General features: G+C 71.1%; 12 protein-coding genes. 6 read left to right on the forward strand and 6 right to left on the reverse strand.

The window, feature by feature from the left end; translation table 11 throughout:
* Positions 1–9: 9 nt before the first annotated feature.
* Entirely contained in the window at positions 10–1,737 is a 1,728-nt protein-coding gene (locus tag H0487_RS08655) for an acyl-CoA dehydrogenase family protein (protein ID WP_183093833.1), read from the forward strand.
* 12 nt (positions 1,738–1,749) lie between these two features.
* On the opposite strand, the gene H0487_RS08660 is transcribed toward H0487_RS08655, so the two are convergent.
* Positions 1,750–3,390 (reverse strand): acyl-CoA synthetase, encoded by a 1,641-nt coding sequence (locus H0487_RS08660; protein ID WP_183093834.1) that lies wholly within the window; start codon positions 3,388–3,390, stop codon positions 1,750–1,752.
* A 50-nt stretch (positions 3,391–3,440) separates the two neighbouring features.
* Between H0487_RS08660 and H0487_RS08665 the strand changes: the two genes are divergently transcribed.
* A complete protein-coding gene (locus H0487_RS08665) occupies positions 3,441–4,460 on the forward strand; it encodes a hypothetical protein (RefSeq protein ID WP_183093835.1) in 1,020 nt (339 codons plus the stop codon).
* On the opposite strand, the gene H0487_RS08670 is transcribed toward H0487_RS08665, so the two are convergent.
* Both H0487_RS08670 and H0487_RS08675 read right to left on the reverse strand, forming a co-directional pair.
* On the reverse strand, positions 4,424–5,290 hold the full coding sequence (locus H0487_RS08670; RefSeq protein WP_183093836.1) for an alpha/beta fold hydrolase: 867 nt from the start codon (positions 5,288–5,290) through the stop codon (positions 4,424–4,426). The genes H0487_RS08665 and H0487_RS08670 overlap by 37 nt on opposite strands.
* The gene (locus H0487_RS08675; protein ID WP_183093837.1) at positions 5,287–6,672 is read right to left on the reverse strand and encodes an amidase; all 1,386 of its coding nucleotides are present in this window, start codon (positions 6,670–6,672) and stop codon (positions 5,287–5,289) included. The genes H0487_RS08670 and H0487_RS08675 overlap by 4 nt, the downstream gene beginning before the upstream one ends.
* Positions 6,673–6,749: 77 nt before the next feature.
* On the opposite strand from H0487_RS08675, the gene H0487_RS08680 reads away from it, so the two are divergent.
* Both H0487_RS08680 and H0487_RS08685 read left to right on the forward strand, forming a co-directional pair.
* A complete protein-coding gene (locus tag H0487_RS08680; RefSeq protein ID WP_183093838.1) occupies positions 6,750–7,397 on the forward strand; it encodes a hypothetical protein in 648 nt (215 codons plus the stop codon).
* Between the two features lie 53 nt (positions 7,398–7,450).
* Entirely contained in the window at positions 7,451–8,224 is a 774-nt protein-coding gene (locus tag H0487_RS08685; protein ID WP_220793215.1) for a sulfite exporter TauE/SafE family protein, read from the forward strand.
* On the opposite strand, the gene H0487_RS08690 is transcribed toward H0487_RS08685, so the two are convergent.
* On the reverse strand, positions 8,221–10,353 hold the full coding sequence (locus H0487_RS08690) for a PhoX family protein (RefSeq protein ID WP_183093839.1): 2,133 nt from the start codon (positions 10,351–10,353) through the stop codon (positions 8,221–8,223). The genes H0487_RS08685 and H0487_RS08690 overlap by 4 nt on opposite strands.
* 62 nt (positions 10,354–10,415) lie before the next feature.
* Positions 10,416–12,011, reverse strand: a complete 1,596-nt coding sequence (locus H0487_RS08695; protein WP_183093840.1) for an AMP-binding protein — start codon at positions 12,009–12,011, stop codon at positions 10,416–10,418.
* Positions 12,012–12,224: 213 nt separating this feature from the next.
* Here H0487_RS08695 and H0487_RS08700 point away from each other — a divergent pair, with 213 nt between their 5' ends.
* Together H0487_RS08700 and H0487_RS08705 are read left to right on the forward strand one after the other, a co-directional pair.
* Positions 12,225–12,587, forward strand: coding sequence for a hypothetical protein (locus tag H0487_RS08700; protein WP_183093841.1), 363 nt, complete (start codon positions 12,225–12,227; stop codon positions 12,585–12,587).
* A 162-nt stretch (positions 12,588–12,749) separates the two neighbouring features.
* Positions 12,750–13,676: a response regulator gene (locus H0487_RS08705; RefSeq protein ID WP_312855872.1), complete on the forward strand. Its 927-nt coding sequence runs from the start codon at positions 12,750–12,752 to the stop codon at positions 13,674–13,676.
* On the opposite strand, the gene H0487_RS08710 is transcribed toward H0487_RS08705, so the two are convergent.
* On the reverse strand, positions 13,586–14,190 hold a 605-nt coding region (locus H0487_RS08710), incomplete at its 5' end, for a methyl-accepting chemotaxis protein (RefSeq protein ID WP_246383175.1). The genes H0487_RS08705 and H0487_RS08710 overlap by 91 nt on opposite strands.

Below are 14,190 nucleotides of genomic sequence, written 5' to 3' on the forward strand. Positions count from 1 at the left end.
GAGAAGACCATGGCTGTTGCCGCCAAGGACCTGCTGATCAACCCCCGCACCTACGCGCCGACGTTCGACGCGGAGACCACGCGGATCCTGACCGCGACGGTCGAGCACTTCGAGAACCGCGGCCTGACCAGGCTGGTCGACGACTACCACGCGAAGGCCTGGTACGACGACTTCCTCGAGTTCGTCGCGAAGGAGAAGCTGTTCGCGACCTTCATGACCCCGGCCCGCGACGCCGACGGCGACCCGGAGAAGCGCTGGGACACGGCGCGGGTCGCCGCGATGTCGGAGCTGCTCGGCTTCTACGGGCTGTCCTACTGGTACCCCTGGCAGGTCACCTGCCTCGGCCTCGGCCCGGTCTGGCAGAGCGACAACGCAGCCGCGCGGGCGCGCGCCGCCGCGTCCCTCGACGCCGGTGGCGTCGCCGCCTTCGGCCTCTCCGAGCGCGAGCACGGCGCCGACATCTACTCCACCGACATGGTGCTGACACCGCAGCCGGACGGCACCTTCCTGGCGACCGGCGGCAAGTACTACATCGGCAACGGCAACGTCGCCGCCACGGTGTCGGTGTTCGGCCGGATCGACGGTGTCGAGGGCCAGGACCAGTACGTCTTCTTCTACGCCGACAGCGCCCACCCGGCGTACCACCTGGTGCAGAACGTGGTGCCCAACCAGAACTACGTCTCCGAGTTCCGGCTCGAGGACTACCCGGTCACCGAGGCCGACATCCTGCACCGTGGTGACGAGGCGTTCAGCGCAGCGCTCAACACGGTCAACGTGGGCAAGTTCAACCTCGGCTTCGGCGCGATCGGTCTGTGCACGCACGGCCTCTACGAGTCGATCCGGCACGCCCACCACCGGACCCTGTACGGCAAGCCGGTCACCGCGATGGCGCACATCCGTGAGGGCTTCGTCGACTCCTACGCCCGGCTCGTCGCGATGAAGCTGTTCGGCGACCGCGCGATCGACTACTTCCGCACCGCGAGCCCGGACGACCGGCGCTACCTGCTCTACGTCCCCACCACCAAGATGAAGGTGACCGACGAGGGCGAGAAGGTGATGATCCAGCTCGGCAACATCGTCGCCGCGAAGGGGTTCGAGAAGGACAACTTCATCACCATCGCGAAGTACGACACCACCTGCCTGCCGCGGCTGGAGGGCACGGTCGCGATCAACCTCGGGCTGATGCTGAAGTTCATGCCGGCGTACCTGTTCCTCTCCGAGGAGCAGCCTGAGGTGCCGACGATGCAGGGCCCGAAGGACGACGACTACCTGTTCCGCCAGGGCCCGACCCGCGGGCTCGGCAAGGTCCGCTTCCACGACTGGCGGACGGCGTACGCCGCGGCGGCGCACATCCCGAACGTGGCGGTGTTCACCGAGCAGGCCGAGCTGTTCACCCAGCTGCTGATGACCGCGGCACCGGACGAGGCCCAGCAGCAGGACATGGACTTCCTGCTCGCGATCGGCGACATCTTCAGCCTGATCGTCTACGGCCAGGGGATCCTCGAGCAGGCCGCGCTGATCGACCTCGAGCCCGATGTCGTCGACGCGATCTTCGGCTTCCTGGTCAAGGACTTCTCGAAGGGCTGCGTCACGATGCACGGCAAGGACTCCTCCACGCCTGAGCAGCAGGCGTGGGCGCTGTCCGCGGTCCGTAAGCCCGTGGTCGACCAGGCGCGGTTCGACCGCGTCTGGGGCGAGGTCGTCAGCCTCGCCGACGCCTATGCGATGAACCCGTGACGGGGCCGGGCGTCACCCGGTCGGGAGCTCAGCCAGCTTCCGCTTGAGGACCTTGCCGGTCGGGTTGCGGGGCAGCTCGTCGAGGAAGACCACCTCGCGCGGCGTCTTGTAGCGCGCCAGGTTGCTCGACACGAAGGCCTTCACCTCGTCCTCGGAGAGGTCAGCCCCCTCGTTGAGGACGACGAACGCCCGCAGCCGCTGACCGAACCGCTCGTCGGCCACGCCGATCGCGGCGGCCTCACGCACCGCGTCGTGGGTGTAGAGCAGCTCCTCGATCTCGCCCGGGAAGACGTTCTCGCCGCCGGAGACGATCATGTCGTCGTCCCGGCCGTCGATGAAGAGCCGGCCGCGTCGGTCGAAGTGGCCGACGTCGCCGGTCGACATCAGGCCGTCGATCCGGTCCTTGTCACCGCCACCGGTGTAGCCCTCGAACTGGAAGTCGTTGCCGACGAAGATCCGGCCGGTCGTGCCTGCGGGGACCTCCGTGCCGTCGTCGCCGAAGATCTTGACGACCGCGCCCATCACCGGCTGCCCGACGCAGCCGGGCTCCGCCGCCAGGTCCTCGGGCACGGCGATGGTGGCGTAGGCGACCTCGGTGGAGCCGTACATGTTGTGCAGCACCGGTCCGAACAGCGAGGTCGAACGGACCGCGAGCTCGGCGCCGAGCTGGGAGCCCGCGACGAAGATCGCGGTGAGCCGGGACAGGTCGGCCGCGGCGAAGGCGTCCTCGCCGAGCTCGACCATCTTCTGCAGCATCACCGGCACGCAGACCATGCCGGTGGCGCGGTGGGTCGACAGGTCCTCGAGGACCAGCGCGGGGTCGAACCGGCGCCGGACCACGAGGGTCGCGCCGAGCGAGCCGTTGAGCAGCGCCTGGGCGAAGCCGAGCGTGTGGAACATCGGCGCGGGCAGGACGAGCGTGCCCTTGGCCTCGAACGGCACCCGCGAGAGCAGCGCGCCGATCGGGGCGAGCGAGCGCGGCTCGGCGCGGGGCGCCCCCTTCGGGGTCCCCGTCGTCCCACTGGTGAGGAGGACGACCTTGGGGTCGACGCCGGCGCGCGGTGCCGGCGTGGTGTCGCCGCGGGCGACGATGCCCGCCACGGAGTCCGCACCCCGCTCGGAGGTGTCATCGGTCCAGGCGCGGAGCCGCCCGAGCCGGGTCTCGACCCCCTCGAGCAGCGCGCCGTACTCGTCGTCGTGGACGAGGAAGTCGGTGCCCTCGCGGGCCGCCACGTCGCGGATCTGCGGGCCGGCGAAGTCGGTGTTGAGCAGCACGATCCGCGCGCCGCAGCGGGCCGCGGCATACGTCGCGACGAGGAACCAGCGGTGGTTGCGGGCCAGGATCGAGATCCCGTCGCCCGGCCGCAGGCCCGCGGTACGCCAGTGGTTCGCCAGGGCGTTGGCCGCGTCGTCCAGCTCGCCGTAGGTCATCGTGCCGAGCTCGTCGATGATCGCCGCCTGGTCACGACCGTGCCGCAGCGCCGCGATCGCCGGGATCCCGCCCAGCATGCCGTGGCGCCACATGGCCCGACCGATCTGGGCGACCACCCACGGCGGGTCCAGGCCGATCACACCTCGGCGGTAGGCCCACGAGGCGTAGACCGCCTCGTTGGCGACACGGCGGGCGATCTGGGCCGGAAGCGTGAGAGTCATCACCACGGATCACAACCTAGACCCGATCGCGCTGGGCCTAGGCTCATCTCGTGTCCACGAGATCCGACCTGGCCGACCAGCTGCTCGACGCGCAGGTCGCCTTCCACCTCGCCCAGCTCCGCGGCAAGCGCGCCACCGCCACGGCGGCCGAGCTGGCCGACGAGCTGCTCGACGCCGTCGGGCAGCACCAGATCGCGGACCTGGTCGACGCGGAGCGCGCCAAGTTGGTCATCGCGCGGCTCATCACGACGGCGCCCGGCAGCGCCGCGGCCGCCGGGCTGGTCGAGCTCGTCATCGATGTCGTGCTCGAAGGGCCGGCCACGCCGTACCCGCTCGGTGAGCTGGTCGACCGCGACCAGGTCGCCGAGCTCGTCGACGCCCTGCTCACCCAGGCGCCGCTCCTCGGCAAGGCGCTCGACGAGCTGGCCGACAGCCCGCTGATCGGCGCCGTCGCCTCCCGGTTCATGGGTCGCATCGTCGGCGAGGTGATGGCGACCAACAAGGCGGTCGCCGACAAGCTGCCCGGGCTCGGAGCCCTGGTCTCGCTCGGCAACGCGGCGGCCGCGGGTGTGGTGGGCGCCGCCGGCAAGGGACTCGACGGGCTCCTCGGCGACACGGTCGGCAAGAGCGGCGCCTTCGCCGTACGCCGACTCAGCAAGATCACCGTCGAGACCCTCCAGGACCCGACCACCCGTGAGGCCGTCCTCCAGGCCTGGGACGTCGTCGCGGCCGAGAAGGTCCAGGGCGTCGGCCGCGTCGCGAGCCGCGACGAGCTGGCCGGGATCATCGGCAGCGTGCACGAGCTCGCGGTCGGGACCCTCGCCGGGAAGCACGTCCAGGAGCTCGTCGGGGTGCTGGTCGACGGCTTCTTCGACCGGTTCGGCGGCTACACGCCGACCGAGCTGCTCGAGCAGCTCGACCTGGACCGCAAGGACCTGCGCGACGACGTCGCGAAGGCGGCACCGACGCTGCTCGCCGTGCTCGACGAGAGCGGCGACCTGGAGCGACTGCTCCGCGCGCGGCTCGCGCCGTTCTACGACTCCCCCGAGGTCTCCGACCTGCTCGGCTGAGCGGACAGGAAGTCGCGCAGCAGCGCGACGAACCGGTCCGGCGCCTCCACGGTGGGGCTGTGCCCGCTCTCGGCGATCACCTCGACCCGCACGTTCGGCACGGCGTCCCATCGGGCGCGGGTCGGCGCGAGCGGGTAGAACTGATCACGCCCGCCGAGGATCGCCAGCGCAGGGAGCCCCACGTCGCCGAGCCGCTGGTCGAGCGGCCGGTCCGCCATCGCGCGGGCCCGTTCGACGAGCACGGCGCGGAACGTCCGCGGGTCCGCCGCCCGCAGGTCCGTGCCCGCCTGCGCCGGGTCGGCGAACGCACGGTCGGGGCGGAAGCCCTTAGCGAACCCGAGCCCGCCGTGGCTCGGCGGGCTGAGCCTCGACAGCGCCTGGAGGCTCCGCGCGACGAGCACGTTGGCACCGAGCCGGTGGCCCGGCGGGAAGGTCGCCGTCGCGTAGTCCGGAGCCTGCCCGACCACCACGACCCCGCGAGCCCGACCCGACCGCTCGGCGAGCCCGATCGCGATGTCGGAGCCGAAGGAGTGACCCACCGTGACGAAGTCGCCCACCCCGAGCGTGTCGAGCACCGACAGCACCATCGAGGTCTGCGTCTCGTGGTCGAAACGGCCGCCGTCCCGCGAGGAGGAGCCGCAGCCCAGCAGGTCCACCCGGACCAGCCGGTGGTCCTCGCTCAGCAGCGGCACCACGGCGTCGTACCAGTGCAAGGAGGAGGCGAACCCGTGCACGAGCACCAGGACCGGCGCGTCGGCCGGTCCGTCCTCCCGGACGTGGATGCGCCCCGCGGGCACGTCGACGAAGGACCCGATGGCTGCTCTGCTCACGAGGAGCATCCTGGCACCAGGGGCCACGGCCTGGCCTTCTCGAGCTGGGCGCTCAGGCTGAGCAGGGTCGGCTCGTCGTCGCGACGGCCGACGAGCTGGACCGAGAGCGGGAGGCCGTCGGCGCCCAGCCCGCACGGGACCGCGGCGGCCGGGTGGCCGGTCACGTTCCACAGCGCCGTGTAGGTGATGGCGGGCTGTGACTTCAGGGCCGCGGTGGCGACGTTGACGCCCTCGAGGATGCCCACCTTCGGCGGCCGGTTGGCCGTGACCGGGGTGAGGAGCACGTCGTAGGTGTCGAACACCCGGTCGGCCCTGGCACTGACCTTCTCGGTCTGCTTGAGCGCCCACCGCACCACGCCCGGGCGGACCCACGCGCCGAGCCGGTAGGCCTGGCGGATCGACGGCTCGAGCCGGTCGTAGTGCTCGACCGCGTCCGCCTCGGTGCGGATGCCGGCGAAGAACTGCGGCACGAACGCGGCCGTGGGGTCGGGCAGCCGGACCTCGGCCTCCTCGACGTCGTGGCCGAGCTCGGCCAGCAGCCGCGCGGTGTCCTCCACCGCCGCGAGGTGCAACGGGTGCGGGCGCACCCCGGGGCTCGTGCCCCGGACCGTCCAGCCGATCCGCAACCGGCCGGGCTCACGAGCGGCCGCCTCGACGAAGCTCCCCGTGTCCCGCGCCGTGTAGAGGTCGGTCTCCCTGCTCCCCCGGATCACGTCGTAGACGAGCGCGGAGTCGGCGACCGTGCGGGTCAGCGGGCCGAGGGTGCCCAGCGACCACCACAGGTGCGGGTTCGGGCTCGTCGACACCCGGCCGCGCTGGGGCTTGAGGCCGAAGAGGCCGCAGAACGAGGCGGGGATCCGGATCGAGCCGCCGCCGTCGCCGCCGATCGCGGCGGGCACCATGCCGGAGGCGACCGCGGCCGCCGTACCCCCACTGGAGCCTCCGGGGGTGTGCGCCGGGTCCCACGGGTTGCGGGTCGGTCCCAGGCTGATCGGCTCGGTGTAGGGCCAGGCGCCGAACTCGGGCATCGAGGTCTTGCCGACGATCACCGCACCGGCAGCCCGGAGCCGCTTGACGACCTCGGAGTCCTCGGTCACCGGTGTCGTGTTGGCCAGGCCGCCGAACGTCGTGACGCAACCCGCGACGTCGTTCTCCTCCTTGATGGCGACCGGTACGCCGTGCAGCGGGCCGAGCGGGGCCGACGCCGCATCCCGCTCGGCTGCCTCCGCACGCGCCCGGTCGGCCAGCACTACCGAGAACGCGTTGAGCCGCGGGTCATGCTCGTCGATCGCCGCGAGGCACTCCTCGACGGCTTGGACTGCGGTCAGGTCGCCCGTCGCGATGCGGGCCGCGGTCTCCGCGACTCCCCCGGTGGTGGTCATCGCCCGAGACTAGTGCGCCGCGCCGGCAGGCCAGACCGGCGGAACGATGTTCCGCGCCGACGGAACGCCTTTCGGGCATGAGCATCCTCCCCACCCGGTTCGGACACACCGCCCGCCAGCACGCGACGCGGGCCGGCCTCCCCTGGCTCGTCGCCGGAGCCTTCCTCCTCGGGAGCGCGACCGGCGGCGCGGCGTACGCAGCGGCGACGATCCGGTCCGCGGACATCGTCGACGGCCAGGTGATGCGCGCCGACCTCGCCGACGGCGCCGTCATCGGCCTCAAGGTCCAGGACGGCACGATCCGCAGCAACGACCTCGCGCGCTCGGAGTGGATCCCTGTCGAGGCCGCTCCCACCTACCCCGACAAGTGCTCGCGCGGCTTCACCGCAGTCTTCTGCGGCTACACGCTCGACGGGGGGCCCTACTGGACGAACTACGGCGCCGGTTGGCAGGAGGCCCGGTTCCGGAAGGACGTGACTGGCGTCGTCGAGCTCGACGGGGTGGTCCGTGGGCCGGTGGGGACGGCATTCGTGCTGCCGTCGGGATACCGCCCGCGCCGGTCCCACGCGTTCCTCGTGTCCTGCGCGCGCGCCACCGACGTCTCCCGGCACGCGGCCGGGCGGATGAGCGTGTATCCAGATGGACGGGTCGTGTGGGAGCGCGGCGACGAGTGTGCCGGCGTCATCTACATCTCCCTGGAGGGAATCCGCTTCGACCCCAGCTGAGCAGGGCCGCCGCCGTCGTCCTCATCTTCGCCGTCGCCGTAGGCTCCCTCTCCGTGCCCGGAGAGCTGATGCTGGCCTTCGCCGCCGGCGTCGTGATCGCGACGGTGACGGCTCCTGTCGGCGTCTCCGGCGCGGTCTTCCTGCTGCCGGTCCAGATGACGGTGCTCGACGTCCCCAACCCGTCGGTGACCCCGACGAACCTGCTCTACAACGTGATCGCCGGGCCCGGCGCCCTGCTCCGCTACCGCCGCGACGGCGGCCTCACCGGGTTGCTCGCCCGGCAGCTGCTCGCCGGGACGGTGCCGGGGGTCGTGGTCGGCGCGATCGTCCGCGTCTACCTGATCCCCGGGCCCCGCGCCTTCCGGGTCGTCGCCGGGCTGGTCCTCGTGCTGCTGGGCCTGTGGCTGCTGCGACGGATCGTGCGGCGCCGGGAGACGCGCCGCACCCTGTCCCCGCGCGCGATCACGAGCCTCTCGTTCGCCGTGGGCATCGTCGGTGGCGTCTACGGCATCGGCGGCGGCTCGATCCTCAGTCCGCTCCTCGTCGGCACCGGCATGACGGTGGCCGTCGTCGCCCCCGCCGCGCTCGCGTCGACCTTCGTGACCTCCCTCGTCGGGGCGCTCACCTTCGCCGCGCTCTCGCTCCTCGCCGACGGCTCCGTCGCACCCGACTGGCCGATCGGCATCGCCTGCGGCACCGGCGGCCTCATCGGCGGCTACCTCGGCGCCCGGCTCCAACCCCGGCTCCCCGAGAAGGCCCTCCAGGTCCTGCTGGGTGGTCTGGCCGTCGGCATCGGCAGCCTCTACCTCCTCCAGGGCCTCGGCTAGCGCCGGCGGTAGGCGACGCAGACCGACGGCCGGGGGAAGTCGTTGGTGTGCGGCCAGGTCGAGGCGGGTGACTCGAAGGTCGCGCCGCTGACCTCGCCGGGGTGCTGCGGGGCGAAGAACAGCGAGCGGTCGTCGTCGTACACCAGCGGGCCGCAGCACTCCGCGCCCTTGGGCACCGTGAGGAAGGCCTGCACGCGGCCGCGCTCGGGGCCGGCGACGGGGACCCGGAACAGGCCGTCGTTCTGGCCCATCGGCGTCGGTGCACCGTCGGTGGCGATCCAGAGGTTGCCGGCGGAGTCGAAGGTGACGTTGTCGGGGCAGCTGATCCGGCTGACCTTCGACTTGTCGTACCCGGCGAAGTAGGTCTCCGGCGACTCCGGGTCACCGCACACCAGCATCAGGTCCCAGGTGAACGTCCTCCGCGCGTGGTCCTCGCCGTCGGGCGTCATCTCGAGGACGTAGCCGTTGCGGTTGCCGTTCTGGGTGACCAGCGGGGCCCCGGGGCTGGTCCGGGTGCCCGACGCGGTGATCGGGTTGGCCTCGTCGGCCGGGTAGGCCGACCCCCGGTTGGAGTTGTTCGTCAGCGCGACGTAGACCTTGCCGTTGACCGGGTTGACCTCGATGTCCTCAGGGCGGTCCATCTTCGTCGGCGCCACCAGGTCGGCAGCGTGCCGCGTGAAGATGAGCACCTCGGCGACGGTCATGCCCGGGACGAAGGACTCGGTGTCGCTCGTCAGCGGGATCCACTCCCCTGTGCCGTCGTACGGCGCCGTGATCGCGCCGCTGTCGTTGCCGGTCAGCCGGGCGACGTACAGCGTCCCCTTCGAGAGCAGGGTCTTGTTGTGACGGCGCGCGGCGGCGGTGCCCCTGCCGTCGAACTTCTCCGCCGACACGAACTTGTACATGTAGTCGCCGCGCTCGTCGTCGCCGGAGTAGGCGACCGCCTTGCCGTTCGCGGCGATGGTGATGCAGGCACCCTCGTGCTTGAACCGGCCCAGCATCGAGTGCTTCCGGGGCGCCTCGCCGGGCTTCATCGGGTCGACCTCGACGATCCAGCCGAAGCGGTGCGGCTCGTTGGGCTCGGCGGCGAGGTCGAACCGGTCGTCGACGGTGTACCACTTGCGCGGGTCGCTGCCGGACTTGTTGATCCCGTAGCGGCTGTAGGCGGTCGTGAGGGCGGTGCCGCTCTCGAGCACGGGGCCACCCGGGACGGACCCGGCGGTGTTGAAGTACTGGTTGAAGTTCTCCTCCCCCGACAGGATCGTGCCCCACGGGGTGGTGCCGCCCGCACAGTTGTTCAGGGTGCCCTTGATCGCGGCGCCGGACGGGTCGGCGGTCGTCCGCAGGAGGGCGTGGCCCGCGGCCGGCCCGGTCACCTTGAAGGTCGTGTCGGCGTTGATCCGCCGGTTCTTCGGCGCACGCGCGAGGTCGCTGACCCGGAACCACGAGCCCGGGACCTTGCCGCGCTTGAGGGTCACCACCGAGAGCCCGTGGGAGTAGATCCCGAACCAGGCGATCTCCTCCTGCGAGTACTTGCCCGCCGGGTACATCAGGGTCGGGTCGTCGTACTCGTGGTTGACCGTCATCAGCGCGTGCTGGTCGTCGAGCGGCAGGACACCCACGTAGTCGTTGTTGTAGCCGAAGGTCGACTTCACCGCGTCCAGCGTGAGGGCGTACGGCGACCACTTCGGCCCGGCGACGACCGGGTCGCCCCACCGGATGATCACGTGGTGGTCGAAGCCGTTCGGCGTGACGACCGCGTCGCGCCGGTTGGGCGGCACGGGCTGGAAGGCAGCGCGGGCGAGCGGGCCGCCACGGGCGGCGAGCGGAGCGGTCGCGGCGGCGGCCAGCGGCGAGGCGGCCGCGGTCGCGGCGCCGGAGAGGACCAGCGCGCCGGCACCCGCCGCCGCGCCCTGGAGCACCGACCTGCGGCCGACCGCCTTGGCGATCTCCTCCTGGATGTGACCGGTCTGCGTCTGGTTCGGCTGGGCGTGGTCGCACGCGTTGCCGCACTTGAACAGGCAGGTCAGGTAGGACCGGGTGCCGTGCCGCACGCCCTCACGGGTGAGGGGCGTCAGCGGCAGCAGCGGGCGGAACCCAGGACGGGGCTCGGGGCGGGTGGTCGTCATGCGGAAAACCAACAGACCGGCGCTGAACCAGCGCCGGTCCGTCGGTGTCGGAACGATGAACGCTACGAGAAGTCAGCGGCGGTCTTGCCCTTGAGGTCCTTGCGCAGGATCTTGCCGGAGGCCGACTTGGGGATCACCGGGATGAAGTCGACGACGCGGACCTTCTTGTGCGGGGCGACCTTCTCCGCCGTGTAGGCCATGACCTCCTCGGCGGTCAGCGACGCGCCCGCCTGGAGGACGACGAAGGCGTGCGGCACCTCGCCGGCCTCCTCGTCCGGGTGCGGCACGACGGCCGCGTCGGCGATCGCGGGGTGCGTGAGCAGCACGGCCTCGAGCTCGGCCGGCGGCACCTGGTAGCCCTTGTACTTGATGAGCTCCTTGAGCCGGTCGACGACGAAGACCTCACCGTGCGGGCCGACCTCGACGATGTCGCCGGTGTGGAGGTAGCCGTCGGCGTCGATGGTCTCGTTGGTGGCCTCCTCGTTGCCGAGGTAGCCGACCATCACGCCAGGACCCTTGACCCACAGCTCGCCGGGCGCCGTACGGCCGCCGGGGACGGCCTCGATCTCCTCGCCGGTGCCGGGGTCGATCACCTTGAACTCGACGCCCGCGACCGCGAGGCCGACCGAGCCGACCGAGATCTCGTCGCGGCCCAGCGGGATCGCGTGGGAGACGGGGCTGAGCTCGGTCATGCCGTAGCCCTGGACCATGCCGCAGCCCAGCCGCTTCTTGACCGCCTCGCCGAGCTCGACGTCGAGCGGGGCAGCGCCACTCAGGACGGCCCGGACGCTCGAGGTGTCGATGCTGTCGACCCCGGGGTGCTTGGCGAGCGCCACCGCCATCGGCGGCGCGATGTAGAGGAAGCTGATCCGCTGCTCGTGGATGAGCCGCAGGAACTCGTCGAGGTCGAAGCGCGGCATCGTCACCAGCTTGGCCCGGACCTTGAGCGTGACGCTCATGATCACGTTCATGCCGTAGATGTGGAAGAACGGCAGCACCGCGAGGACGACGTCGTCGCGCTCCTCGGTGATGATCGACATCGACTGCACCACGTTGGCCACCAGGTTGCGGTGCGTGAGCATGACGCCCTTGGCCTTGCCAGTGGTGCCCGAGGAGTACGGCAGCACGGCGAGGTGGGTGGCCGGGTCGATGGTGACGTCGGGCGCGGGCGCACCGGATGTCAGCAGGTCCATCATCGACTCGTGGCCCTCGGCGCCGTCCAGGACGATGACGTTCTCGGGGGCGAGGCCCACCTCGGCGCAACCGGCGAGCGCGCCCGGCAGCAGCAGCGAGACGGTCACGTACTTGATCGCCCCGGAGTCGCGGAGCTGGTTGGCGATCTCGGGCGGGGTGTAGAGCGAGTTGATCGTGGTCGCGGTCGCGCCGGCCCGCAGGATGCCGTGGAACGCGATGACGAACGCCGCCGTGTTGGGGCAGTGCAGGGCGATCACGTCACCCGGCTTCACGCCGCGGGCGGCGAGGGCGCCGGCGAACGCGTCGATCCGGGCACGCAGGTCGCCGTACGACGTCTCCGAACCGGTCGCGGAGTCGAACACCGCGATCCGGGCCAGGTCCTCGTCGGCCAGGTCGCCGAAGAGGAAGTCGTAGACGCTGGTCTCGGGGATCTCGACGTCCGGGTAGGGGCTCTTGAAGGGCACAGCAGTGGGTCCTCTCGGGCAAGGCAGGAGCAGTTCCCCGAACCGTAGCGCCGCGCACCCGGGTTTGGCGTCGTGCGGACGCACATAACCTTCCCGGGTCGTCGTGCGGACGCACAGAAATGCAGGACCTAGGTCCCAGTAACGCCCCTCCCCGGCGGATCGTTGCCTGGGCAGGACGTCCACCGAGGACGGTTCGGGACCGGGAGGGAAACCGTGGAGCAGATCGAGCTGCAGCTGAGCGAGTTCACGCTGCGTAGTCGTTCGCTGGCGGTCAGCCACCGCGCCGCCGGACTGGAGCGCGGCCTCGAGCCGGGCGAGCCGCTGGTCGTCACCGACTCCCGCACCGGGCACTTCTTCGCTGCCGCGGTGGTCGACGTCGCCTTCGAGATCGAGGACACGGTCTATCGCCTCGAGATCGGGTCGCGGATCGCTCCCGAGGAGGCCGCCGACTGGATCGCCGACGAGCCCGACTCCAGCACCGGACAGGTGACCACGCGCGAGATCCTCGACCTCCTCAACGAGCTCCAGCGCAGCCGCCGCTTCCTCCAGGCGATGGCCGACGACGTCGCACGCTGACCGTTCGCGACCACATAACCGCAGGTCAAGAGGACAATCGGGCGAGGGTCCTAGTCCTTTCGGGTGATCTTGGCGGGGACGAGTGAACAGAACATCGGGATCCAGCTCGGAATCGGCTCCGATCAGCCCCACACGCTCCTGGATGTCGGCACAGTGGGGCTCGTGCCAGAGAAGAACCCGATCCGCGTCTACCTCCTCGACGACCACGACATCGTGCGTCGAGGGCTTGCCAGCCTGCTCGAGAGCGAGCCTGACATCGAGATCGTGGGGCAGTCCGGGTTGGCCAACGAAGCCCTGGAGGAGATCCTCCGGCTGCGGCCCGACGTGGCCGTCCTCGACGCCCACCTGCCGGACGGCAACGGGCTCGACGTGTGCCGCGAGATGCGGTCGGCGGACCCCGGCATCAAGGCCATGATCCTCACCAGCTACCAGGACGACGACGCCATCTCGGCGGCCATCCTGGCCGGTGCGGCCGGCTACATCCTCAAGCAGATCGAGGGGAACTCGCTCGTGAGCGGGATCCGCCTCGTCGCCAGCGGCCACTCGCTCATCGACCGCTCCGTCGCCGCTCGGGTGATGGAGCAGGTCGAGTTCCACAAGCGGTCCGTCCAGGTCATCTCCGACCTGACCCCGCAGCAGAGCAAGATCCTGTTCCTCATCGCCGACGGCCTCACCAACCGTGAGATCGCCGAGCGGCTGTTCCTCGCCGAGAAGACGGTGAAGAACCACGTGACCGCCCTGCTCAGCAGGCTCGGTGTCGCGCACCGCACGCAGGCCGCGCTCCTCGCGCAGCGCCTGCGGGGCGAGACCCCCATGACGGTCGACACGTCGCTGGCCGCGGCGCGTCGCGTCGTGGGCTGGCCCGGCGTACGCCGGCCAGCCACCCCACAGGGCTGCCCCACGTCCGAGGCACACCCACGCCCCGGACCCGGCGTCGTCGTACGGAAGAAGGGGCCCCGGGAGCTTGCGCTCCCGGGGCCCCTTCCTCCTTGTCGGGATCAGACCTCGAACTTGCTCACCAGGTCCTTGAGCTGGGTGGAGATGTCGGTCAGCTGCGTCGCGGACTCGAGCGTCTCCTGGGCTCCCTGACGGGTCTCGGCCGCGGCGGACGCGACCTGGGTGACGTCCTCGGCGATGCCGTTGGCGCCGGCGGCGGCCTCCGTCACCGAGCGGGCGATCTCGTTGGTCGTCGCCGTCTGCTCCTCGACCGCCGAGGCGATCGTGGTCTGGATGTCGTTGATCCGGGCGATGACCTCGGCGATCCGGCTGATGGCGGAGACGGCACCCTGGGTGTCGTTCTGGATCGCCTCGATCTTCTGACCGATGTCCTCGGTCGCCTTGGCGGTCTCCTTGGCCAGCTCCTTGACCTCGTTGGCGACCACCGCGAAGCCCTTGCCGGCGTCACCGGCGCGAGCGGCCTCGATGGTCGCGTTCAGGGCGAGGAGGTTGGTCTGCTGCGCGATCGAGGTGATCACCTTGATGACCTGGCCGATCTCGGCCGACGACTCCCCGAGCGAGGCCACGGTGGCCTCCGCTCCCCCGGCGACGTTGACCGCGTCGGTGGCGGCCGCGGCCGCCTCCGTCGCGTTCTTCGCGGTCTCCC

Source organism: Nocardioides stalactiti (assembly GCF_014180715.1).
GTDB lineage: Bacteria > Actinomycetota > Actinomycetes > Propionibacteriales > Nocardioidaceae > Nocardioides > Nocardioides stalactiti.

Excerpts from the sequence above, each read along its gene's own strand:
- H0487_RS08655 (WP_183093833.1), top strand. The coding sequence starts at position 10 with ATGGCTGTTGCCGCCAAGGACCTGCTGATCAACCCCCGCACCTACGCG.
- H0487_RS08660 (WP_183093834.1), bottom strand. The coding sequence starts at position 3,390 with ATGACTCTCACGCTTCCGGCCCAGATCGCCCGCCGTGTCGCCAACGAG.
- H0487_RS08675 (WP_183093837.1), bottom strand. The coding sequence starts at position 6,672 with ATGACCACCACCGGGGGAGTCGCGGAGACCGCGGCCCGCATCGCGACG.
- H0487_RS08680 (WP_183093838.1), top strand. The coding sequence starts at position 6,750 with ATGAGCATCCTCCCCACCCGGTTCGGACACACCGCCCGCCAGCACGCG.
- H0487_RS08690 (WP_183093839.1), bottom strand. The coding sequence starts at position 10,353 with ATGACGACCACCCGCCCCGAGCCCCGTCCTGGGTTCCGCCCGCTGCTG.